Genomic DNA, 22,209 nt, shown 5'->3' on the forward strand with positions numbered 1-22,209 from the left:
GGTCTTCTCGCCCCCGCCGCCCCTACCCGTCCCATCCCCGGGGCTGCGCCCCGGATCCCCGTCGAGGGCTGTGCCCCTGTGCCCCCGTTCTCGCCGTCCAGCGTTCGACGGTGGCCGCAGGGGCGGTGGGAGCCCTGTCGGAGGGGCGGGCGGATGGGGTACGGGCAACCAGTACCCTTGTCCGGGGCGCTTTCCGTCCCGCCCCACCCTCTCGGACCAGGAAGGTGCTCCCCAGTGGAACGCGCCACAGTGATCGTTGCCATCGACGGCCCCTCCGGCACGGGCAAGTCGAGCACCTCGAAGGCCGTGGCCGCGCAGCTCGGGCTGAGCTACCTGGACACGGGCGCCCAGTACCGGGCGATCACGTGGTGGATGGTCAACAACGGCATCGACATAGACGACCCCTCGGCGATCGCCGCCGTGGCGGGCAAGCCGGAGATCGTCTCGGGGACCGACCCGTCCGGGCCGACCATCACCGTCGACGGCACGGACGTCGCCGGGCCGATCCGCACCCAGGAGGTCACCTCCAAGGTCAGCGCGGTGAGCGCCGTCCCCGAGGTGCGGGCCCGGATCACCGAGCTGCAGCGCTCCATCGCGTCGGGTGCCGAGAACGGCATCGTCGTCGAGGGCCGGGACATCGGCACGACCGTCCTGCCGGACGCCGACCTGAAGATCTTCCTCACCGCCTCCCCGGAGGCCCGCGCGGCCCGCCGCAGCGGCGAGCTGAAGGGCTCCGACGTGCAGGCGACCCGCGAGGCGCTCCTCAAGCGGGACGCGGCCGACTCCAGCCGCAAGACCTCCCCGCTCGCCAAGGCGGACGACGCGGTCGAGGTGGACACCTCCGACCTCACCCTCCAGCAGGTCATCGAGTGCGTGGTGACCCTCGTCGAGGAGAAGCGGGCCGGGAAGTGAGCGGGGCGTCGACGGACCGGGGGGCCTCGGCCGGGGCTGCCTCCGCCGGGAACCCCGCGGCCGCGGCGCCCTCCCTGCGCGGTGCCGAGGTCGGCCGGCGCATCGGCGTCGGCCTGATGTACGGCCTGTGGAAGCCGCGGGTGCTGGGCGCCTGGCGGGTTCCCACGGCCGGCCCGGTCATCCTCGCGGTCAACCACTCCCACAACATCGACGGCCCGATGGTCATGGGCGTGGCGCCCCGCCCGACGCACTTCCTGATCAAGAAGGAGGCGTTCATCGGTCCCCTCGACCCCTTCCTGCTCGGTATCGGGCAGGTCAAGGTGGACCGGTCGACCGCCGACCGCACCGCCATCACCCAGGCGCTCGCCGTCCTGGCGGGCGGCGGTGTGCTGGGCATCTTCCCGGAGGGCACCCGGGGCGAGGGCGACTTCGCCTCGCTGCGCGCCGGGCTCTCCTACTTCGCCGTGCGCGGCGGAGCGCCGATCGTCCCGGTCGCCGTCCTGGGAAGCACCGAGCGGCGCGGACGGTTGATCAAAGGGCTGCCCCCGCTGCGCTCGCGCGTCGACGTCGTCTTCGGCGACCCGTTCGACGCGGGCGACGGCACCGGGCGGCGGACCCGCAAGGCACTGGACGAGGCGACCGTGCGCATCCAGAAGCAGCTCGGCGCGCACCTGGACAACGCCCGGCGGCTCACCGGCCGCCGGTAAAACGCCGGGCGTCCGATCGGGCGCTGGGCGACACTGAGTAGTGGATCAGCCGGTCGAAGGCCGGGTGCTCCACCGATCACCACGATGAACTACGAGGTACGGACTTCATGAACGACCACTTTCCCTCCGAGCACGAGCACGGAGAGCTTGGCGACGCCGAGTACGCGGAGTTCATGGAGCTCGCCGCGGAAGAGGGCTTCGACGTCGAGGACGTCGAGGGCGCGATCGAGGAGGCGGGCCACGGCCCGCTGCCCGTCCTCGCCGTCGTCGGCCGCCCGAACGTGGGCAAGTCGACCCTGGTGAACCGCATCATCGGCCGCCGTGAGGCGGTCGTCGAGGACAAGCCCGGCGTCACCCGCGACCGCGTCACCTACGAGGCCGAGTGGGCGGGCCGCCGCTTCAAGGTCGTCGACACCGGCGGCTGGGAGCAGGACGTCCTCGGCATCGACGCCTCCGTCGCCGCCCAGGCCGAGTACGCCATCGAGGCGGCCGACGCGGTCGTCTTCGTCGTCGACGCCAAGGTCGGCGTCACCGACACCGACGAGGCCGTCGTCCGGCTGCTCCGCAAGGCCAACAAGCCCGTGGTCCTGTGCGCCAACAAGGTCGACGGCCCGAGCGGCGAGGCCGACGCGACCGCCCTGTGGTCCCTCGGCATCGGCGAACCGCACCCGGTCTCCTCGCTGCACGGCCGTGGCACCGGCGACATGCTGGACGCCGTTCTGGAGGCCCTGCCGGAGGCACCCGCGCAGAGCTTCGGCACGGCCGTCGGCGGCCCGCGCCGCATCGCCCTGATCGGCCGCCCGAACGTCGGCAAGTCCTCCCTGCTCAACAAGGTGGCGAACGAGGAGCGCGTCGTCGTCAACGAGCTCGCGGGCACCACCCGCGACCCGGTCGACGAGCTGATCGAACTCGGCGGCGTCACCTGGAAGTTCGTCGACACCGCCGGCATCCGCAAGCGCGTCCACCTCCAGCAGGGCGCCGACTACTACGCCTCGCTGCGCACCGCGGCCGCCGTGGAGAAGGCGGAGGTGGCGGTCATCCTCATCGACGCCTCCGAGTCCATCTCCGTGCAGGACCAGCGCATCGTCACGATGGCCGTCGAGGCCGGCCGCGCGATGGTCATCGCCTACAACAAGTGGGACACCCTCGACGAGGAGCGCCGCTACTACCTGGAGCGGGAGATCGAGACCGAGTTCGGTCAGGTCGCCTGGGCGCCCCGGGTCAACGTCTCGGCGCGGACCGGCCGTCACATGGAGAAGCTGGTCCCTGCGATCGAGACTGCCCTCGCCGGCTGGGAGACCCGGGTCCCGACGGGTCGGCTGAACGCCTTCCTCGGCGAGCTGGTCGCCGCCCACCCGCACCCGATCCGGGGCGGCAAGCAGCCCCGCATCCTCTTCGGCACCCAGGCCGGCACCAAGCCCCCGCGCTTCGTCCTCTTCGCCTCCGGGTTCATCGAGGCGGGCTACCGCCGCTTCATCGAGCGGCGCCTGCGCGAGGAGTTCGGCTTCGAGGGCACCCCGATCCACATCTCGGTGCGGGTGCGCGAGAAGCGCGGCAAGAAGAAGTAGGCAGCGGCACGACGAAGTGGGCAGCGGTCCCACGACACGAGGAGGCGGCCACCCCGATGTCCGGGTGGCCGCCTCCTCGTGTGCTGCGCTCCGCTTCAAAGACCTCGGCGTGGGCCCGGGGGCAGCGGCGACGGGATGTGGTGCATCCCGGTGTGTCCGGTGGGGATCCGCCCCACCGGCTGCCACACGGCGGTCGTCGTGGTCGTGTGACCGGGCTGGGGCTCGCGCTGGGTGGCGAGATGTCCCGCGGCGTGCCGGGCGCCGTACGGGCCGGTGGCGAACGACCCGGTGGCGAACGACCCGGTGGCGCGCTGGCCGCCGGAGCCGTGCGACAGGCTCCCGAAACCCGTGAACCCCAGCTCCTCCTCCCCGTGCCGGTCGCCCGGCAGGGTCCGGTAGGTCCTGACCCACTCCGCGTAGAGCGAGTCGTAGATGGGCGTGGCCGATGGCCCGCCCGACGGATCCTGAGTCGGCCGCATGGACGGGATCGGCTGATAGGACTGGCGGCGAGGTACGTCGTATGCGTGCACGTCTGTGCCAACGACCCCACGGGAGAAGAGATGCGCTACCTCCACCATTCAGCCTCCGGCCCGGGGGAGCGCCCTGATAGGGGCGCGGGGAACTGCGCGACAAGCCCCCGACTCGCAGCCGACTGACCAGCCGCATTCCTACGGCGGGCTGTCACGGCCGGCCGAGCGGAGCGATCAGGTGCCGGCCAGCGGCAGGGTCGCCGCCACCAACTTCCCGTTCGCCGCGGCCTTGTCGAGCGCGTCCCGCAGCAGATCCTCCCGCGGCTGCCGCCCGATGGACCCCACCGGCGCCGCGAACATCAGCACCTGCTGGTGCTTGTTGGCGGCCGCCCGCCAGGCGTCGGCGACCTGCAGTGCCTGATGGGCCTGCCACCACGCGACCGGCGAACCACCGGCGGTACCCGGCTGCAGGATGGCGTGCAGCTGCCCCATGGCGAGCAGCACGGACCAGCCGTGCAGCACGGGGGGCACGGAGTCGATCTGGGGGAGCGGCATGAAGCCCTGCTCGATGAGCAGCGGCAGGAAGTCGTCGCCCGCGCCGGTCGTGCCCGGGCGCGCGATGGGGGCGGTCGGCTCGACGACGAGGGCCGGGTGCAACTCGCCGCTGAGCAGGATCAGTCCGCTGGTGACACCGAGCACGGCCTGCTCGGGCGCGGCCTGGGCCGGGTTGTCCCCGGCGATGGAACGGGCGGCGCCCTGCAACTGCTCCTCGGTGACCTGGACGACCTGGGAGGGCAGACAGGTGGCGTGGGCGAAGGCGAGCACGGCTGTCTCGTCGCCGACGAAGAGGACGGTGCTGGTGCGCTCCTGCTCGGAGTCGCCGGGGGTGCGGCACGACGTGCAGTCGTAGCCGCCGGGGGCGTTCTCTCCGGCGAGCAGCCGGTCGGCTTCTTCGTCGCCGATCTCGGCGCGTACCTCGTCGCTGACCTCGAGCATGCGCGGCACGGGTGGCTCCTCGGGATGCGGTGCGTGTCGGTGCCGGGTGGCGCCCGGCCCATGAGCACGGAGGTTCCGGCTCATGCAGAAGACAACGGGTGATCTGTGGCGGGAGTCACGCCCGAGGACGAACGGAATCGAACCAACCGGAGCACAGGGTGAATCCCTGGGCGGAATCGGTTACTCCACGCCAACTTCCCGAGGGTCCGGCGAAGTTGATCCGGTGAAGTGGGTCACAGGCCGTCGAGGTCGCTGGCCGACATATCAGGAAATCGGGGAATGAAATGGGTGGCTGAAAATGGTGGCTACTTCGGGTAACGGTGAACTGGCCTCGCACGACAGGCCATCCCTTGCTGACAACCCGTCAACCTCCCTACATTTCCCGGCCGTGTGCAACGAGCACCGCTCGGGTACGTCCGCCGGCCGCGCAGAGCCAGACAGCGCGCAGCACCACCTCCGGCGGACGGGGCGGAGCGCGACACCCGCGTCCATGCGCGGGAAGCGCCCCGCTCGGGGGGCCCCGGGTCCGTGGAGAGGGATCTTCATGTCCGAATGTGCTGATACCACGCGCGGCAGCGCCCGGAAGAGCCGTACGACGGCGGTTCTCGCCGGGGCGGCCCTGCTCGCCCCGCTCGGGCTCCTGGCCGTCACCGGCAGCGCCGCAGCGGCCGACAGCGGAGTGTGGGACCGCATCGCCAAGTGCGAGAGCGGCGGCAACTGGCACATCAACACCGGCAACGGCTACTACGGCGGCCTGCAGTTCGCCGCCTCCACGTGGCGTGCCTACGGCGGCACCGCCTACGCGGCCACCGCCGACAAGGCCTCCAAGGCCCAGCAGATCGCGATCGCCACCAAGGTCCAGCGCGCCCAGGGCTGGGGAGCGTGGCCCACCTGCTCCGGCCGCGCCGGGGCCTCCGGCAGCGCGCCCGCCGCACCCTCCACCGGCTCGGCCTCCACCGGGTCGTCCGGCAAGGCCGCCTCCTCCGGGGCCGGGAAGTCGGCCAAGTCCGCTCCCGCGAAGACGCCGTCGCGCTCCGTCGGTCACCCGGACCGCAGCGCGTCGCGCGGTGACTACACCGTCCGGCAGGGCGACTCCCTGAGCGGCATCGCCGCCCGGCACGGGACCACCTGGCGGCAGGTCTACGCCGCCAACAAGGGCGTGATCGGCGGCGACCCCGACCTCATCGTCCCCGGGCAGCGCCTCGATCTGTGACCGCTGAGCCCAGTCGGCTGAGCCTGCCCTGTCGGCTGAGTCCTGTCGGCTGGGCGCCGTCGGCTGACCGCCGTGCGGCGTCAGGGCAGTTCGGTCGCCTCCCCGCCGAACGCCAGTGCCCCGCGCCGGAGTTCGTACACGAGGACGCCCGGTACCGCGCGCAGCCCCGGCGGCAGGCGCTGCTCGGCCACGATCACACAGGCGTCGAGGCCGCCCAGCAGTTCGTACGTGCGGGCCGCGACCGCGGGTGACATGCCCTGGGCGGGTTCGTCGACGAGCACCACGCGCGGCCGGGCCGACAGGACCCGGGAGAGGGCGAGCATCCGCTGCTCGCCGCCGGAGAGGGTGCCCGCGCGACGGGGGAGCAGGGCTTCGAGCTCCGGGTAGGCGCGCAGGGCGTCGGAGAGGTCGGGTGCGGCGAGTTCGAGGTTCTCGCGCACGGTGAGCGAGCCGAAGACGGCCCGTCGTTCCGGTACGAGGACCAGGCCCCGCCGGGCCCGCTCGTACGCGGGTGTCCTGGTGATGTCGGCCCCGTCCCACACCACGGCACCCGCGGTGAGCGGGACCGTCCCGGCGAGCGCCCGCAACGCGGTCGTACGACCGGAGCCGTTGCGGCCGAGCAGCACGGTGAGGCCGGGGCCCGGAGCGGCGAGGGTGAGGCCGTGCAGGGCCTCCAGCGGGCCGTAGCGGACGCGGACGCGGCGGAGGGAGACGAGGGTCATCGTCCCGCCTCCGGGGCGAGGACGTGGCCGGCCGGGCCGGAGGTGACGATCCGGCCCGCCGCCATGACGTGGACGACGTCCGCGAGTTCCATGACGAGGTCGAGGTCGTGCTCGACGACGAGCAGGGCCGTGCCGTCGTCGGCGAGGGCCCGCAGGACGCGAGTGAGGGAGGCCACCTCGGCCGAGTCGAGGCCGGCGGCGGGCTCGTCGAGCAGCAGCACGCGGGGGCTGCCGGCGAGCGCCCGCGCCAGCTCGACCCGTCGCAGCGTGCCGGTCGGCAGCCCGGCCGCCGGTGCCGTCCGCACCGCCCCGTCCAGCCCGAACAGCCGCAACGCCCGCTCCACGGCCCCGGGGTCGACGACCATCCCCTGCTCGGCGCCCACCCGTACGTTGTCCGCCACGCTCAACGACGGGAAGACCGCGAGCTGTTGGAACGTGCGAGCGACGCCGAGCCGGGTGCGGGCGTGCGCGGGCAGCCGGGTGATGTCCCGCTCGCCGAGGCGCACCCGCCCGCTGTCCGGCCGCAGCGTGCCGGCGAGACAGTGGAAGAGGGTGCTCTTCCCGGCGCCGTTGGGACCCACGACCGCGCTGACCCGCCCCGGAAGGACATCGAGGTCGACGCCGTCGAGGGCGGTGAACTCGCCGTAACGGAGCCGGAGCCGGCGGGCTCGGAGGGAGGGAACAGGGGGAGGGGACGGAGGTGGGGACGGAGGCGGGGCGGGACCGCGCCGACCAGGTGCAGCGGGGAGGGGAGGGACGCCCGCGCGACCGCCGGACGTGTGGCCGGTGCCCGTGCGGGTGTCGGCGGTGCTGGTGCCCGCCCTCGTGCTGGTGCCGGCCCTCGTGCCGGTGCCGGCGGCGTCGGCCCCGGGCGACTGGTGCGCGGCCCCGGACGGCTCCACGACGCGGCCCACGGGGCGTGCCTCCACCAGCCCCCTCCGCCGTGCCCCTGCCGCCCCTGCCGCCGCCCCCGCGCGCACCCGGTCCCGAGCGCGCAGCCCCGTCGGTGTGAGCGCGCGTCGCCCCGGCCGCAGTCGTGCGAACCCCTCCCGCACCGCCTCGTACGGGCCGCCGGGGAAGCGGCCGACCAGGACGGCCAGGACCCCGATGACCGCGACGGCCACGCCGCCCTCGGTGCCCGCGTCCAGGCCCACCAGCAGGGCGGCCGCCGCGAGGGCGCCGAGGGAGCTGTCGGCGCCGAGGACGACGACCGCGGCGAACCAGAGGAGGCTGCGGACGGGGTCGTAGGCGACGGGGTCGAAGGCGCGGACCCCCATCGCGAGCATGCCGCCGCCGAGCGCGGCGAGGGCGGCGCCCGCGACGAAGGCCGTGAGTTTCAGCGACGGGACGCGTACGCCCGCCGCCGACGCGCCCGGCTCGTGGTCCCGCACGGCGGCGAGCGCTCTGCCCGTGCGGCCCCGGCGCAGGGCGTGGGTGGCGAGGAGGGCGAGGCAGAGGAGGCCCAACTCCAGGACGTAGTAGGCGCGGTCTCCCTCGAAGCCCGGGGGCCGGGAGACGGTGAGGCCCGAGGTCGCGTACGGCTGGGCGAAGACGAAGCGGCTCACGCCGACGCCCACGGCGAACGTGGCCAGTGCCAGCGCCAGTCCGTGACGGCGGATGGCGGGCCGGCCGGTGAGCAGGCCGAGGGGGGCCACCAGGAGGACGGCCACCAGGAGCGCGGCCGGTTCGGGCAGGCCGGGGAGGAACGGGAAACGGCCGGCTGCGAGGAGGGCTGTGAACAGGGCGCCCAGCCCCGCGTAGGCCGCCTGGCCCAGGGAGATCTGGCCGCCCCGGCCCGTCACCACCACCAGGGAGAGCAGGACCACGCCCAGCGCCGGCACCTGGACGGCCGTGTGCAGGTCCTGGCCCGCGAAGCCCAGCGGGATCAGGAACAGCAGGAGCGCCACGAGCCACGCGGCGGCGGGCGGGCCGGTCCGCGCGGTCGCCGGGCGGGGCAGCGCGTCGCGATCGCCCACCCCCGGCAGGACCAGGGCCGCCACGAGGAGGGCGACCACGAAGAGGTTGGCGCCCACGGCCTGGAGCAACGGCTCCGCCCAGCCCGAGGGATGGAACCGGGTCAGCTGGGCCTGCACGACCGCGATGCCCAGCGCGACCAGCACGGCCACCGGCAGGCTCCGCATCCGGGCGGCGACCGCCACGGCCACCACCTCCATCACCAGCAGCGGCATGCCGTACGGGTCGAGGCGTACGTACGGGGCCAGCAGGACGCCCGTCAGGCCCGCCGTGAAGGAGCCGAACGCCCAGCCCGCGGCGGCGACCCGGTCCGCGTCGACGCCGCCGAGCACGGCGAGGGAGCGGTCGTCGACGACGGCCCGCAGCTCCCGGCCGAACCGCGTCCAGCGCGTGAGCGCGCCCACGGCCGCCGCGACGGCGAGCGCCACCGCCAGGTGACCCCACGGGTCGGCGGAGATCAGCGTCGGCGCGTCGTCCCGCGCGCCCTGCCCCCACAGCAGCGCGGTCACGCCGACGAGGAGGACGAAGACGCCGATGGACGCGACGAGGGTGCGCGCCGGGTCACCGCCGAGCACGGCGAGCGGACGGAAGACGACGCGTTCCAGGACCAGGCCGATCGAGGGGGCCACGACCAGCAGGGTCACCGCAGCGGCCGCCCACAGGGGCCATCCCCACTCCACGGTGAACTGGCGCAGCAGATACGCGCACACCACGGCGATCGCCCCGTGCGCGAAGTTGAGCACGCCGGTCGCCCGGTAGGTCACGATCAGGCCGATCCCGGTGAGGGCCGCCGCGCTGCCGACCGACAGCCCGGCCAGCGTGAGGTCGTACGTCAGCGACGCCATCAGCCCTCCGCGGAGTCGCCCCGGGAGGGTGCCTCGCAGATCGGGCACGGTCGCAGGGCGCCGCTCGTCAGCACCCGGGAGTCCGCCGGGACCGCCTCCGCCTTCCCGGCCACCAGCGGGCAGTCGGCGCGGTGCCAGAGCGTGCCGCCCGGCACCATCAGCAGGGTGCCGCTGGTGGCGAGGGGGCCGACCGGAGCCTGCGCGGACCCGTCGTCGTCGGGCTCGGCGGCGACCAGGAGGCCGTACAACTCCTCGACCCGCGAGGCGGCCCGGGCGTTGCCGCCGTGGGCGAGGAGGACCGCGCCCGCGACGATCAGCGCGGCGCCGGGGATCGTGCAGGACGTCAGATAGGGGAGCTGCCGTTCGGCGAAGCGTTCACCGGAGACGCCGTACCAGCCGACGACGCACAGCACCGCGCCGCCGGCGAGCGCGGCCCAGCCGGCCCAGAGGACGGGGTGGGCGGTCCGTGGTCGGCCTGTGCGCATACGGGGCATCGGGGCTCCCACACGTCGTGTGTCTGTCCATCGCAGCCGATGGCTTGCACTATGCCTTCTGCAAGCTGACCCTGAAAGAACCGGGCGCATGCCGCCCGGACCGACACCCGGTGGTGAGCCAGATGGTTCTCGGGAGCGACCTCAGGCGGGCGAACGGACGCGGATCCGGGGCGGCGGGACGGGGAACGGCCCTGGCGGCCGCCCTGGTCCTCCTCCTCGCCCCGGCCCTCGCGGCGTGCAGCGACGACAGCGGTGGCGGCGGCGACAGCGCCCCGCCGACCCCCACGGTGGAACGGACGGCGAGCGAACCCGCCGAGGAGACCACCAGCGCGAGCGGGCCCGCGGACACGGCGGCGGCCGAGAAGGAGATCAAGGAGAACTGGAAGGCGTTCTTCGACCCGGGCACCTCGACCGAGGAGAAGCAGGCCGTTCTGGAGAACGGCGAGAAGATGGGCCCCGTCCTCGCGGCGTTCAGCGGTGACGAGCGCGGCGGACAGGTCGAGGCGGAGGTCAAGAAGGTCGAGTTCACCTCCGCGACCGGCGCCGACGTCACGTACACCCTGCTGCTGGAGGGCGCCACGGCGCTGCCGGACGCGGCGGGCACGGCCGTCGAGCAGGACGGCACCTGGAAGGTGTCCGTCAAGACCCTGTGCGGGCTGGTCGCGCTGAGCGGCAATGCGACACCCGGCCCGGGCTGCTGAGACGGCCGCCGTCGGCCTGCTGCTCCTGCTGGCCACGGCCTGCGGCAGCCGGCTCCCGGAGAGCGACTTCGAGCGGGGGAGCGCCACGTCCGCCCCGTCGAGCCGTGAGCCGCTGCGCGTCGGGATCATCACCAGCGTCACCAGCCCGGTCGGCGGCACGGCGTTCACCGGGCCGCGCGACGGCGCGAAGGCCTGGTTCGCCGCGCTCAACGCGCGCGGCGGCATCGACGGCCGCCGCGTCGAGGTGCGGGAGTGCGACGACGGGGGCAGCGGTGTCGGCAACAACGAGTGCGTGCACCGCCTCGTCGAGGAGGACGGCGTGGTGGCGCTGGTCGCCACCACCGCCCTCGACTACGCGGGCGCCGCCCGGGTCGCACGCGCGCGCGTGCCCGACATCGGGGGCCAGCCCATCGGGCCGGCGTACGACACGTACCCGTATCTGTACAGCGTCTACGGCAGCCTCGCGCCCCGGGACGGCACGACCGGCTGGGACGGGAAGCAGTACGGCGGCACCGAGGTCTACCGCTACTTCCAGCGCGAGCACGGCGCCCGTACCGCCGCCGTGGTCTCCTACAACCAGTCGGCGTCGGCCGCGTACGCCCGCCTGATCGTCCAGGGGCTGCGGGCCGAGGGGTACGAAGTGGTGACCGAGCAGGTCGACTTCGCGCTGCCCAACTTCCGGGCGGCCGCCGCCGACATCAAGGAGCGGGGCGCCGACCTGGTCTTCGACGCCATCGACGGCCACGGCAACGCCCGGCTCTGCCAGGCGATGGACGACGTGGGAGCCGAGGTCACCGCCAAGGTCACCAACGTCCAGAACTGGACCTCCGAGGTCGCCGAGGAGTACAAGGACGCCCCGCGTTGCCGCAACGCCCTGTGGGCCACCGGCTCCAGCCGTAACCACGCGGACGTCGGCGACCCGGCCGTACGGGAGTTCCGGGACGCGACGAAGGACCTGAAGACGCACTCCCAGTGGCAGTTGGAGGGCTGGGCGGCCGCGATGTGGTTCACGGACGCGGCGAGATCGTGCGCGGGGAGCGCGGAGGGCGTCACCCGTGCGTGCGTCGACCGGTTCATGAACCGCGACGAGCCCTACAGCGCCGACGGGCTGCTCGTCCCCGTGCGTTTCGAGCGGCTCGCCGAGCCGCCGACGACGCGCCGGACCTGTGTGTCGGTGGCCCGCTGGCGGGACGGCGAGGGGTGGGTGAGCCAGGGCGACATGAACGACACCTGCTTCGACGTACCCCAACTGCCCTACAGCCCCTGATGCGTTATGAGGCGAAGAGGTTGCCTCTCCCGGCTATCGATCACGCAACCGTTCAAAAACAAGTTGATGATGAGGTCCAACCATTCCCGGGGAGGCCGGGTCTAACCGTACGGCGCTGGACCAGCAGCGCCATTGACGGATGACCAGGTAAAGCAGGGGGTTCGGGGGACGCATGCACATTTCTTTCCTGATACACAACGCGTACGGGATCGGGGGAACGATCCGCACGACGTACAACCTCGCGAACACCCTGGCCGAACAGCACGACGTGGAGATCGTCTCCGTCTTCCGTCACCGTGACGAGCCGGTGTTCGACGTCGATCCGCGGGTCCGGCTGCGCGGCCTCGTCGACATCCGGGCGGGCGGCGCCGACAAGGGCCACGCCGACCTGGAGCGCCCCGCCAAGGCGTTCCCGCGCGCCGAGGGCCGCTACGGGCAGTACAGCGTCATGACCGACCGGCGCATCGCCGAGCACCTCGCCTCGGTCGACGCCGACGTCCTGGTCGGCACCCGGCCCGGACTGAACGTGCACATGGCGAAGCAGACCCGCCGCGGTCCGATCCGCGTCGGCCAGGAGCACCTCACGCTCGACAGCCACTCACCGGCGCTGCGCGCCACCCTGCGTGGCGTCTACCCGAGGCTCGACGCCCTCACCACGACCACCGAGGCCGACGCGCGCGCCTACGGCTCGAAGATGCGGCTGCCCGGCGTCCGCGTCCAGGCCGTGCCCAACCCGGTGCCCGCACCCGGCATCGACCCGGCGGACGGCACCGGCAAGTGGGTCGTCGCCGCCGGACGGCTCGCCCCGGTCAAGCGGTACGACCTGCTGATCAAGGCCTTCGACAGGGTGCGCGAGGAGCGGCCCGACTGGCGCCTGAGGATCTACGGCGGCGGCAAGCAGAAGGACAAACTCCGCGCCCTCGTCGACAAGTTGGGCCTCTACAACCACGTCTACCTGATGGGTCCCGCCAACCCCATCGAGCCCGAGTGGGCCAAGGGCTCCGTCGCAGCCGTCACCTCCAGCCTGGAGTCGTTCGGCATGACGATCGTCGAGGCCATGCGCTGCGGTCTCCCGGTGGTCTCCACCAACTGCCCGCACGGCCCCGGCGAGATCATCGACGACGGCGTCGACGGCCGCCTGGTCAAGGTCGGCAGCGTCAAGGCCATCGCCGACGGTCTGCTGGAGCTCATCAACGACGACGACCGGCGTCAGCAGATGGCGCACGCCGCGCTCAAGGACTCCGAGCGCTTCGACCCGTCCCGCATCGCCGAGCGCTACGAGACGCTCTTCGGCGACCTCGTCGCCCGCGGCGGCGCCTCCTCGGTGGGCCGGATGCGCGGCTCGCTGCACCGCACCCGGGGCGCTCTGCTCGGTGGCGCGTACGCCGTGCGGGATGCCGGACGCTCGGCCCTCAAGAAGGGGCGCACCGCATGATGACGCTGGCTCCCAAGTCGCCCACGCACAGCGACGGCCAGGAGGAGAGGGACACGACCCCCCGCACCGACTGCGTGGCCGACTTCGCGGGCGGCCTGACCTTCGAGCTCCCCGACCACGGCGTGTCCGGCCCCGCCCAGCTGCTCCTCGTGCGCCGCGACGACGACCAGCGGGTGCGGCTGCCCCTCACCCCGGCCGGCGACGGCCGGCTGCGGGCCGCGCTGCCGAGCAGCGTGGACGTCCCCGAGGGCTTCTGGGACGTCCACCTGCAGACGGCCGGGAACGAGCCCCGGCGCCTGGCCCCGGGCGTCAACGACCTGCGCTCCCTGGTCGACCGATCCCCGGCCGCCTCGTCGGAGCGGATCGTCGTCCGCATCCCGTACGGCACCAGGCACGGCAACCTCACCATCCGCAGCTGGGAGCGCTCCCCGCACGCCGAGGCCGGCGCACTGAACATCGGCGACGGACGGCTGGAGGTGACCGCCCGGCTGTACGGCACCGAGGCCACGCCCGACGGGTACGCCGAGCTCACCGACCAGAACGGCGTGCTGGCCGCCGTACGGACCGACCTCACCGCGCACGACGACCGGGGCGAGGTCCGCTTCACCGTGACCTACGGCGACCTGCGCCCCGGCCACTGGGACCTGTGGCTGCGGCCCCGGGGCGAGGACGGCCCGAAGGTGCGGGTCGCACGGCTGCTCGACGACGTCGTCGACAAGCACCCGGTCTTCGTCTACCCCAGGGCCCGTGCCGAGTCGGCGCACGGCCCGGTGGAGGGCGTCCCGTACTACACGGCCCACAACGACCTCTCCGTCACGGTCGTCGCCGCCCCGTGAATCGGTCGGCGGTCGAGGACACTCCCTGTCCTCGACCGCTGGCAGACTCGCCCCCATGTTGGAGACATCGGCACGGCTCCTGCGGCTGCTCTCGCTCCTGCAGGCCCACCGCGAATGGTCCGGCCCGGAACTCGCCGACCGGCTCGGCGTCACCGCGCGCACGGTCCGCAGGGACGTCGACCGGCTGCGCGAACTGGGCTACCCGGTCAACGCCAGCCCCGGCACCGGCGGCGGCTACCAGCTCGGCGCCGGCGCCGAACTGCCGCCGCTGCTCCTCGACGACGAGGAGGCCGTCGCGGTGGCCGTCGGGCTGCGCTCGGCCGCCGGCCAGGGCATCGACGGCATCGGCGAGTCCTCCGTACGCGCCCTCGCCAAGCTCGAACAGGTGCTGCCGAGCCGGCTGCGCCGCAGGGTGGGCGCCCTGAACGCCTTCACCGTCCCGATGATGCGCGGCCCGCAGCTCTCCGCCGTCGACCCGGCGGTGCTCACCGAACTCGCGAACGCCTGCCGGGACGCCGAGCGGCTGCGGTTCGAGTACCGCGACCACGGGGGCACCGCCACCCGCCGGACCGTCGAGCCGCACCGTCTGGTGTGCACCGAGCGCCGCTGGTACCTGGTCGCCTGGGACGTCGACCGCGCCGACTGGCGCACCTTCCGCGTCGACCGCCTCACTCCCAAGCCGCCCCACGGGCCGCGCTTCCCGCCCCGCGAGCCACCGGCCGAGGACCTCGCCGCGTACGTCTCCAAGGGCGTCTCCCGGGGCGCGTACGCCTCGCAGGCCGTCGTACGGCTGCTGGTGCCCCTCCAGGAGGCCGCCGAGCGGATCTCGCCCTCGGCGGGCACCCTGGAGCCCTACGACGAGCACAGCTGTCTGCTGCGCACCGGTGCCCCGAGCCTCGACGTGATGGCCATCCACGTGATGATGACCGGCGTCGACTTCGAGGTCGTCGAACCGGAGGGGCTGACCGAGACCGTCAGGACCCTTCGGGACCGCCTGTCGGCCGCTCTTGACCGAACCGGGGGTGCGGCGTCCGCTCCTGGCCCCTCCGGGTCTGCGGCGGTGTGATCGCCGCGAACCTCGGATGGTGCAGGTCGAACGCCGGGGACTCCGAACGCACCCGGGGCAGCGTCACGAAGTTGTGGCGCGGCGGCGGACACGAGGTCGCCCACTCCAGCGACCGGCCGTAGCCCCACGGGTCGTCCACGTCGACCTGCACGCCGTACCGGGAGGTCTTCCAGACGTTGTAGAGGAACGGCAGCGTGGACAGGCCCAGCAGGAAGGAGCCGATCGTCGAGACCGTGTTGAGGGCCGTGAACCCGTCGGCGGCCAGATAGTCCGCGTACCGCCGGGGCATGCCCTCGGCGCCCAGCCAGTGCTGCACCAGGAACGTGGTGTGGAACCCGACGAAGAGCGTCCAGAACTGGATCTTGCCGAGCCGTTCGTCGAGCAGCTTCCCGGTGAACTTCGGCCACCAGAAGTAGAACCCCGCGAAGGTGGCGAAGACGACCGTGCCGAAGACGACGTAGTGGAAGTGCGCGACCACGAAGTACGAGTCGGTGACGTGGAAGTCCATGGGCGGCGAGGCCAGGATGACCCCGGTGAGCCCGCCGAAGAGGAACGACACCAGGAAGCCGGTCGCCCACAGCATCGGTGTCTCGAAGGACAGCGAGCCCTTCAGCATCGTCCCGGTCCAGTTGAAGAACTTCACCCCCGTCGGCACGGCGATCAGGAAGCTCATGAACGAGAAGAACGGCAGCAGCACCGCGCCCGTGGCGAACATGTGGTGCGCCCACACCACCACCGACAGCCCGGTGATCGCCATCGTCGCCCCGACCAGCGTCAGATAGCCGAAGATCGGCTTGCGGCTGAAGACCGGGATGATCTCCGTGATGATCCCGAAGAAAGGCAGGGCGATGATGTAGACCTCCGGGTGCCCGAAGAACCAGAAGAGGTGCTGCCACAGCAGCGCGCCGCCGTTGGCCGCGTCGAAGACCTGGGAGCCGAAGCGCCGGTCCGCCTCCAGGACCAGCAGCGCGGCGGCGAGCACCGGGAACGCCATCAGGATCAGGATCGACGTGAACAGCGTGTTCCAGGTGAAGATCGGCATCCGGAACATCGTCATCCCGGGGGCGCGCATCCCGATGATCGTGGTCAGGAAGTTCACCGCGCCGAGGATCGTCCCGAAGCCGGACAGCGCCAGCCCCATGATCCACATGTCGGCCCCGATCCCCGGCGACCGTTCCGCGTTGTTCAGGGGCGCGTAGGCGAACCACCCGAAGTCGGCGGGCCCCGACGGCACCAGCAGCGAGCCCAGCACGATCAGTCCGCCGAACAGGAACAGCCAGTACGACAGCATGTTCAGCCGGGGGAAGGCGACGTCGGGCGCGCCGATCTGGAGCGGCATGATCTCGTTGGCGAACCCGGCGAAGGTCGGGGTCGCGAAGAGCAGCAGCATGATCGTGCCGTGCAGGGTGAACAACTGGTTGAACTGCTCGTTGTCCACGATCTGGGTGCCCGGCCGGGCCAGCTCGGCGCGCATCACCAGCGCCATCAGCCCGGCGGCCAGGAAGAACAGGAAGGACGTCACCAGGTAGAGGTGGCCGATCTTCTTGTGGTCGGTCGTGGTCAGCCAGTCGACCACCAGCCGCCCCGGCGCCTTCGCCCCCGCGGGTCGCGCCGGCGCCTGTACGGTCTCGGTCCCCATCGCTCGCCCCTTCGCTGCCGCGTCCTGGGCCCGTGATGCACGCACGCCATGATGCTCGTGCCCCGGTCGCTCCGACAGGGGGCGTACGGCGGAAGTGTGTGGGAACCGTGTATTTCCCATGAGGTGGGGGCTTCCGGGAGCCGTCCGGGAATCGGTGGGAAAAGGCTGGACATGCACCGGACACACACGGCCCCGGACATGCTTTCCGACGGGCTATTCGCGATGGTGTCGAAGCGCCCGGGAATTACGTTCGGCAGCACGCGGAAGGCGTAAGGAACCGCTCGTACGTGTGACTGCGTTGGGCCGAAACGGGTGTCGTGGTTCTGTGACAGAAGCGTGACTGCGGGGGGACAGCGGGGCCCCGGGCCGCCTACCGTGGCGGTCATGGCACCCTTTCCCACTCCTTCCGAAGAGCCCCGGGACGACCCCGACGCCTACGTCGGTCTGGAGGCGTCGCAGGCCGAGCGCCGCGCCGCCGACCGCGGCTGGTCCACGGTCAGAAAGCTGCCGCCGGGCGCGATCATCACCATGGAGTACCGCTTCGGCCGGCTGAACCTGGAGGTCGAGGAGGGCCGGGTGAAGCGAGCCTGGAAGGGCTGAACCCGAGCGTCGGGTCGAGGACGGGCGAAGGCCCGGCTCCCTCGGGAGCCGGGCCTTCGCCGTGCGGGGCATGGGCTGTGCGTACCGGGCCCCGCTGTCTCGTGTCAGCCGCCCGCGACCGGTCGGGCCGAGGTCGCGTTCCGGGCCACCCGGTCCGCGTGGGGCGGCCGCCGGGTGCCGAGCGGGGTCACCGGGGTCCGCTCCGACCTGGTCAGATGCGGGCCGGGGGCCAGATGCAGCGGCACGATCGGGGGCTGGGCCGCACGGGCCGCGATGCCGGTGTCCCGGGCGGTCGCGGGCTCCTCGGCGGGCGCCCGCAGCGGGGCCGTGCCCACGGCGGGCGTCGGCGCGGACACCGGTGCCGGTGTCGCACGGCGGTCGCGCCAGGCGTCCCGCAGCGAGAAGAGCCCCACCTCGGCGCGGGCGATCAGCGGCTCGAACCAGGGCAGCGCCAGCATGATCAGCAGGCCGGCGGCCCAGCCCAGCAGGACGTCGCTCAACCAGTGCGTACCGAGGTAGACGGTGGTGAGACCGACGCCGAGCGAGATCACGGCGGACAGCGCGGACAGCCAGCGCCTGGCTCTCGGCGTGGACGCCAGATAGGCCAGGATGCCCCAGGTCACCACGGCGTTGGCGGTGTGTCCCGAAGGAAATATGTCGCCGCCCAGCCACATCTCGTTGGAGCCGATCTCGGTGGCGTAGTGCGGGCCGAGCCGGCCCATGCCCAGCTTGGCGGCGCCGACGGTGATGTTGAGCAGCAGCAGCGAGACGCCGAGCGCGAGCATCGGCCGCAGGGTGTGCTGTCTCCAGGAGCGCCAGCCCAGCCAGGCGGCGACCATCACGGCGGTGGGGCCGCGCTGGCCCAGGACGACGTAGTAGTCGAGGAAGGCGTGGATCTGCTGCCACTGCTGGTACGGCCGGAAGAACATGATCTGCCAGTCGAGCCGGACCAGCCAGGAGGTGATGACGACGGCCCACACGATGGCGACGTAGAAGGCCAGGGTGGAGGCGAACAGCACCACCCGGTGGCGGGTCATCACCGGTACATCGATGTGGGCCGGTCGTTCCGGCTCACGGTCCAGCCTGGAGAAGACCCGGTCCAGACGGGTCGGCTTTAGTTCGGTACGCACTCAATCGACGTTACAGCGAGTGAGCTCCGACGCGGCGTGAATCACCGGCTTTGTGATGACGCCGTGATGTGGGATTCCTCTCAGAATGATGTTTATTTCTGCTGAATGACGAATCGTTGCGCCACTCGGCCTTCAATTCCATGGCCTAATACTGGGCGGTCGTTCTGTGGCGCTTTTGAATTCGTTCACCGATTGCTCGCGTGGAATTACCCGGCCGCTCGCCGTCCGTCACGGCGGACCGGAGCCATTCAGCCAGAACGCCCCGTAGACGGCCGACACCGCCGTGACGCCCCCGAGGATCGCCGCTGACCTGGGGGTACGCGCGCCTGCGAGGGCGCGCGCGAGAGGCAGCAGCAGGGGGAAGGCCGGCATCAGCAACCGGGGCTTCGAGCCGAAGTAGCTCGACGCGCACAGGGCCAGAGCGGTGACGACCCCCGCGTAGACCAGCAGCGGGAGCGGCTGCCCCTGACGTACACAGACCGCGTACAGCCAAATGATCAACGCCACTCCGATGATCAGGCCGACGCCCGCCAGGGCCGAGGGGAACGACGTGAACTTGTCGGCGACGAAACGGGCGAAGGCGTAGCCGCCGTCGAAGCCGTTGCGCCACCCCGCCTGCACGTCGAGATAGCCGAGCGGGCCCCCGCCCGTGCGGTGGCCGACCCATAGGACGTACCCGAGGGCACCCAGAGGCGCGAGGAGCATCCCGAGGGCGCGCACCCCTGGACGGGCGCCTCCCGATGATTCGGCACTCCGGTTTCGTACGAACGGGGGAGTGGGGCCGGGGTCCCCGGTGCGCGGGAGGGTGCGTCGGCGCTCTCCCGCGTACGACGCGATCGCCGCCGCCCACACCGCCGCCACCACCGCGAGCCCCACCGGGCGGGTCAGCCCGGCAAGCGCCGCGAGGACGCCCGCCGTCACCCAGCGGCCGGTGAGGACGGCGTACAGCGACCACGCGGCCAGCGCGGTGAACAGGGACTCCGTGTACGCCATCGACTGCACGACGCCGACCGGCAGCACCGCCCACAGCAGCACCGCGCACACGCCGACCCGGCGCCCGTACACCCGGTCCGCGACCGCGAAGATCCCCCAGGCCGCGGCGAGCGAGGCGAGGGTGCCGACGGCGAGACCGGCGTGGGCGTACGACAGCGGGGTCACCGCGGACACCGCCCGCTCCAGCCAGGGCAGCAGCGGGAAGAAGGCCAGGTTCGAGTGGACGTCGCCGTTCGGCAGCCGCACCTCGTAGCCGTAACCGAGCTCGGCGACGCGGGTGTACCAGAGCGAGTCCCAGCGGGCCGACAGCAGCGTCAGGGCGCTCTTGTCGCGTGCCGCGCTCCAGACGGCGAGGACGACGAGGCCCAGGGCGCGCACGGCCGCGTACCCGAGGAGCGCGGGGGCGGCCCGCCTCAGGAGGGGCGCCGCCGGGCGCGTGGCCAGGGGGTGCTTTGAAAGTCCCGCACAGCACCCGCGGCGCCCGGCACGCACCCTCGCCGCACCGGCCAAAGACCCAAGTAGCTCCGCTACGAGGGCCTTCGTCCGGCACGCCGAGGGCACGCACCGGACACCGCAGGCACCACACTGGACTTTCAAAGCACCCCCTGGATCGGTCACGCGCTCGATTATCGACGGCGCCAGGAACCGGCCGGGACGCCGTCACGTGGTGGTTCGTGATGGACCGTGACCGAGGAACCACGGACGAGTGATGAAGGAGCCATGGAGAACCGGTGGCGGCCCGGGGCGTGGCGTATGCCACACGTCACATGAGGGTTCCATGAGACACCCACCACGTTCCACCGGCGGGAACTCGCGTACGCTGACGGCTCGCTCGCCTTTCGTTGCGCGGGCCCGGGACCCCGCTCCGCCCGGGCCGTGACCACCGGGGAGTCCCCGCCCCGCTGGTTCCGCCGAACGCGAGAGCATCTGGGAGGTACGTACATGTCCGGGACGCCCACGGCCGTTTCGCGACGCCGTCGGGACACCGGGGCCGGTGCAAACCGCTGGGTCGTCCTCGTCGTCCTCTGCGTCAGCCTGCTGCTCGTCGCCGTCGACGCCACCGTGCTGCACGTGGCGATGCCCGCGGTCACCGAGGACATCAAGCCGAGCGCCATGGAGCTGCTCTGGATCGTCGATGTCTACCCGCTGGTCTGCGCCTCGCTGCTGATCCTCTTCGGCACACTCGGCGACCGGGTCGGCCGCAGACGGATCCTCCTCCTCGGCTACGCCCTCTTCGGCGTCGCCTCCGCCCTCGCCGCCTTCGCGGACACCCCGCACGTGCTGATCGCGGCCCGCGCCCTGCTCGGCGTCGGCGGCGCGATGATCATGCCCGCGACGCTGTCGATCCTGCGGCAGGTCTTCCCCGACCGCCGCGAACGGGCGCTCGCCATCGGTGTCTGGAGCGCGGTAGCCGCCGTGGGCGCGGCCGTCGGACCCCTTCTCGGCGGCTTCCTGCTGGAGCACTTCTGGTGGGGTTCGGTCTTCCTCGTCAACATCCCGCTGATGCTGGTCAGTCTGCCGATCGGACGGCTGCTGCTGCCCGAGTCGACGGGTGACCGCGACGGCCCCTGGGACGTCGTCGGCGCCCTGATGGCCGCGCTCGGGCTCTTCGGCGTCGTCCTCGGCGTCAAGCGGCTCGGCGGCGGCCACCCGCCGTTCGACCCGGGCACCGCGCTCGCCCTCCTCGGCGGCGCCGCCCTGCTGATCGTGTTCGTGCGACGGCAGCGGCGCCGGAGGCATCCGCTGGTCGACCTGCGGATGTTCGCGCGGCCCGCGTTCAGCACCTCCGTCGGCTGCATCGTCCTCGCCATGCTCGCGCTGGTGGGACTCGAACTGATCGCCGCGCAGTATCTGCAGCTGGTCCTCGGCCTGTCCCCGCTGGAGACGGGGCTGCGCCTGCTGCCGCTGACCGTCGCCGCGATGGCCGCCGGGCTCGTCGGCTCCCACATGCTGCACCGCTTCGGACCGCGCCGCATGGTCTCCCTCGGCTTCTGCCTCACCGCCTTCGCGGTCGTCCTGCTGACCGCGATGGGACGCCACGACAACGCGGGGCTGCTGCTCGCCGGGTTCGTACTGCTGGGCTTCGGCCTGGAGACGACCCTGTTCGGGGCGTACGAGTCGATGCTGAGCGAGGCGCCCGCGTCCTCGGCGGGCGGGGCGGCGGCGATCGGTGAGACCTCCTACCAACTGGGCGCCGGCATCGGGATCGCGCTCCTTGGCAGTGTGATGAACGCGGCGTACGCGCCCGGACTGTCGTCCGTGCCGGGAGTGCCGAGCTCGGCCTCCGACGCCGCCGGGCACTCGCTGGGCGAGGCGTACGAGGTCGCCGACCGGCTGGGCGGGCCCTCGGGCGAGGCCCTGCGGCACGCCGCCCGCGACTCCTTCGTCCACGGGCTGCACGTGACACTGCTGGTGAGCGCGGCGCTGCTCGTCCTCGGCGCGGTGATGGCCCTGCGGCTGCCCCGGGGCATGGAGTGCGGGAGCTCCGCGGAGGTGCCGGGGCAGCGGGAGGCGAAGCCGACGGCGCCTGTACGTGCGGAGTCGATGCGCTGAGCTGTTCCGGGAACCGGGCGCCGTGAGGGGCCCGGGGAACCGCGCGAGGCGGTCACGGACGGCCCGCAGCCGAGACGGCGATGAGTGG

19 protein-coding genes are annotated in these 22,209 nt (G+C 72.6%); 11 read left to right on the forward strand and 8 right to left on the reverse strand.

Translation table 11 applies throughout. The features are described 5' to 3' along the window. Positions 1–249 precede the first annotated feature (249 nt). From cmk to der, 3 genes are all read left to right on the forward strand, one after another. Positions 250–912 (forward strand): (d)CMP kinase, encoded by a 663-nt coding sequence (cmk, locus tag ACZ9QC_RS33395; protein WP_472921884.1) that lies wholly within the window; start codon positions 250–252, stop codon positions 910–912. Continuing rightward, positions 909–1,619, forward strand: coding sequence for a lysophospholipid acyltransferase family protein (locus ACZ9QC_RS33400; protein ID WP_472916500.1), 711 nt, complete (start codon positions 909–911; stop codon positions 1,617–1,619). Before cmk ends, ACZ9QC_RS33400 begins: the two co-directional genes overlap by 4 nt. Before the next feature lie 107 nt (positions 1,620–1,726). Beyond that, positions 1,727–3,187, forward strand: coding sequence for a ribosome biogenesis GTPase Der (gene der, locus ACZ9QC_RS33405; RefSeq protein WP_217185137.1), 1,461 nt, complete (start codon positions 1,727–1,729; stop codon positions 3,185–3,187). A 95-nt stretch (positions 3,188–3,282) separates the two neighbouring features. On the opposite strand, the gene ACZ9QC_RS33410 is transcribed toward der, so the two are convergent. Next, positions 3,283–3,666, reverse strand: coding sequence for a hypothetical protein (locus ACZ9QC_RS33410; protein WP_472916501.1), 384 nt, complete (start codon positions 3,664–3,666; stop codon positions 3,283–3,285). A 225-nt stretch (positions 3,667–3,891) separates the two neighbouring features. Beyond that, positions 3,892–4,662, reverse strand: coding sequence for a hypothetical protein (locus ACZ9QC_RS33415; RefSeq protein WP_472916502.1), 771 nt, complete (start codon positions 4,660–4,662; stop codon positions 3,892–3,894). A gap of 535 nt (positions 4,663–5,197) precedes the next feature. On the opposite strand from ACZ9QC_RS33415, the gene ACZ9QC_RS33420 reads away from it, so the two are divergent. Beyond that, the gene (locus ACZ9QC_RS33420; protein WP_472916503.1) at positions 5,198–5,866 is read left to right on the forward strand and encodes a LysM peptidoglycan-binding domain-containing protein; all 669 of its coding nucleotides are present in this window, start codon (positions 5,198–5,200) and stop codon (positions 5,864–5,866) included. A gap of 80 nt (positions 5,867–5,946) precedes the next feature. On the opposite strand, the gene ACZ9QC_RS33425 is transcribed toward ACZ9QC_RS33420, so the two are convergent. The 3 genes from ACZ9QC_RS33425 to ACZ9QC_RS33435 are packed head-to-tail and all read right to left on the reverse strand — an operon-like array spanning position 5,947 to position 9,892. Beyond that, positions 5,947–6,588 (reverse strand): ATP-binding cassette domain-containing protein, encoded by a 642-nt coding sequence (locus ACZ9QC_RS33425; RefSeq protein ID WP_472916504.1) that lies wholly within the window; start codon positions 6,586–6,588, stop codon positions 5,947–5,949. Beyond that, positions 6,585–9,407, reverse strand: coding sequence for an ABC transporter permease subunit (locus ACZ9QC_RS33430; protein WP_472916505.1), 2,823 nt, complete (start codon positions 9,405–9,407; stop codon positions 6,585–6,587). Before ACZ9QC_RS33430 ends, ACZ9QC_RS33425 begins: the two co-directional genes overlap by 4 nt. Then, complete coding sequence (locus ACZ9QC_RS33435; RefSeq protein WP_472916506.1) at positions 9,407–9,892, reverse strand: hypothetical protein; 486 nt, start codon at positions 9,890–9,892, stop codon at positions 9,407–9,409. The genes ACZ9QC_RS33430 and ACZ9QC_RS33435 overlap by 1 nt, the downstream gene beginning before the upstream one ends. A gap of 131 nt (positions 9,893–10,023) precedes the next feature. On the opposite strand from ACZ9QC_RS33435, the gene ACZ9QC_RS33440 reads away from it, so the two are divergent. The 5 genes from ACZ9QC_RS33440 (at position 10,024) to ACZ9QC_RS33460 (ending at position 15,206) form a co-directional block, all read left to right on the forward strand. Beyond that, positions 10,024–10,602 (forward strand): MTB12 C-terminal domain-containing protein, encoded by a 579-nt coding sequence (locus tag ACZ9QC_RS33440; RefSeq protein WP_472916507.1) that lies wholly within the window; start codon positions 10,024–10,026, stop codon positions 10,600–10,602. Next, the gene (locus ACZ9QC_RS33445; protein ID WP_472916508.1) at positions 10,577–11,869 is read left to right on the forward strand and encodes an ABC transporter substrate-binding protein; all 1,293 of its coding nucleotides are present in this window, start codon (positions 10,577–10,579) and stop codon (positions 11,867–11,869) included. The genes ACZ9QC_RS33440 and ACZ9QC_RS33445 overlap by 26 nt, the downstream gene beginning before the upstream one ends. Before the next feature lie 172 nt (positions 11,870–12,041). After that, positions 12,042–13,304, forward strand: a complete 1,263-nt coding sequence (locus tag ACZ9QC_RS33450; protein ID WP_472916509.1) for a glycosyltransferase family 4 protein — start codon at positions 12,042–12,044, stop codon at positions 13,302–13,304. Next, complete coding sequence (locus ACZ9QC_RS33455) at positions 13,301–14,140, forward strand: hypothetical protein (RefSeq protein WP_472916510.1); 840 nt, start codon at positions 13,301–13,303, stop codon at positions 14,138–14,140. Before ACZ9QC_RS33450 ends, ACZ9QC_RS33455 begins: the two co-directional genes overlap by 4 nt. Positions 14,141–14,195: 55 nt before the next feature. Beyond that, positions 14,196–15,206, forward strand: a complete 1,011-nt coding sequence (locus tag ACZ9QC_RS33460) for a helix-turn-helix transcriptional regulator (RefSeq protein ID WP_472916511.1) — start codon at positions 14,196–14,198, stop codon at positions 15,204–15,206. Here ACZ9QC_RS33460 and ctaD read toward each other — a convergent pair. After that, complete coding sequence (ctaD, locus tag ACZ9QC_RS33465) at positions 15,115–16,845, reverse strand: aa3-type cytochrome oxidase subunit I (RefSeq protein ID WP_472916512.1); 1,731 nt, start codon at positions 16,843–16,845, stop codon at positions 15,115–15,117. The two genes, ACZ9QC_RS33460 and ctaD, sit on opposite strands and share 92 nt — an antisense overlap. Before the next feature lie 384 nt (positions 16,846–17,229). On the opposite strand from ctaD, the gene ACZ9QC_RS33470 reads away from it, so the two are divergent. Then, entirely contained in the window at positions 17,230–17,445 is a 216-nt protein-coding gene (locus ACZ9QC_RS33470) for an I78 family peptidase inhibitor (RefSeq protein WP_230218798.1), read from the forward strand. Positions 17,446–17,549: 104 nt separating this feature from the next. On the opposite strand, the gene ACZ9QC_RS33475 is transcribed toward ACZ9QC_RS33470, so the two are convergent. Then, the gene (locus ACZ9QC_RS33475; RefSeq protein ID WP_472916513.1) at positions 17,550–18,575 is read right to left on the reverse strand and encodes a phosphatase PAP2 family protein; all 1,026 of its coding nucleotides are present in this window, start codon (positions 18,573–18,575) and stop codon (positions 17,550–17,552) included. 228 nt (positions 18,576–18,803) lie between these two features. Continuing rightward, positions 18,804–20,012 carry a glycosyltransferase family 39 protein gene (locus ACZ9QC_RS33480; RefSeq protein WP_472921885.1) on the reverse strand — a complete coding sequence of 403 codons (1,209 nt, stop codon included), beginning with the start codon at positions 20,010–20,012 and terminating at the stop codon, positions 18,804–18,806. Between the two features lie 498 nt (positions 20,013–20,510). Between ACZ9QC_RS33480 and ACZ9QC_RS33485 the strand changes: the two genes are divergently transcribed. Continuing rightward, the gene (locus tag ACZ9QC_RS33485; protein ID WP_472916514.1) at positions 20,511–22,121 is read left to right on the forward strand and encodes an MFS transporter; all 1,611 of its coding nucleotides are present in this window, start codon (positions 20,511–20,513) and stop codon (positions 22,119–22,121) included. Positions 22,122–22,209: the final 88 nt, after the last annotated feature.

It is taken from the genome of Streptomyces sp. HUAS MS02 (assembly GCF_055702265.1).

Coding starts and splice junctions, on each gene's coding strand:
- ACZ9QC_RS33485 (WP_472916514.1), top strand. CDS start 20,511: ATGTCCGGGACGCCCACGGCCGTTTCGCGACGCCGTCGGGACACCGGG.
- ACZ9QC_RS33470 (WP_230218798.1), top strand. CDS start 17,230: ATGGCACCCTTTCCCACTCCTTCCGAAGAGCCCCGGGACGACCCCGAC.
- ACZ9QC_RS33430 (WP_472916505.1), bottom strand. CDS start 9,407: ATGGCGTCGCTGACGTACGACCTCACGCTGGCCGGGCTGTCGGTCGGC.
- ACZ9QC_RS33450 (WP_472916509.1), top strand. CDS start 12,042: ATGCACATTTCTTTCCTGATACACAACGCGTACGGGATCGGGGGAACG.
- ACZ9QC_RS33410 (WP_472916501.1), bottom strand. CDS start 3,666: ATGCGGCCGACTCAGGATCCGTCGGGCGGGCCATCGGCCACGCCCATC.
- ACZ9QC_RS33455 (WP_472916510.1), top strand. CDS start 13,301: ATGATGACGCTGGCTCCCAAGTCGCCCACGCACAGCGACGGCCAGGAG.
- ACZ9QC_RS33425 (WP_472916504.1), bottom strand. CDS start 6,588: ATGACCCTCGTCTCCCTCCGCCGCGTCCGCGTCCGCTACGGCCCGCTG.
- ACZ9QC_RS33445 (WP_472916508.1), top strand. CDS start 10,577: ATGCGACACCCGGCCCGGGCTGCTGAGACGGCCGCCGTCGGCCTGCTG.
- ACZ9QC_RS33440 (WP_472916507.1), top strand. CDS start 10,024: ATGGTTCTCGGGAGCGACCTCAGGCGGGCGAACGGACGCGGATCCGGG.
- ACZ9QC_RS33435 (WP_472916506.1), bottom strand. CDS start 9,892: ATGCGCACAGGCCGACCACGGACCGCCCACCCCGTCCTCTGGGCCGGC.
- ACZ9QC_RS33420 (WP_472916503.1), top strand. CDS start 5,198: ATGTCCGAATGTGCTGATACCACGCGCGGCAGCGCCCGGAAGAGCCGT.
- der (WP_217185137.1), top strand. CDS start 1,727: ATGAACGACCACTTTCCCTCCGAGCACGAGCACGGAGAGCTTGGCGAC.
- ctaD (WP_472916512.1), bottom strand. CDS start 16,845: ATGGGGACCGAGACCGTACAGGCGCCGGCGCGACCCGCGGGGGCGAAG.
- ACZ9QC_RS33460 (WP_472916511.1), top strand. CDS start 14,196: ATGTTGGAGACATCGGCACGGCTCCTGCGGCTGCTCTCGCTCCTGCAG.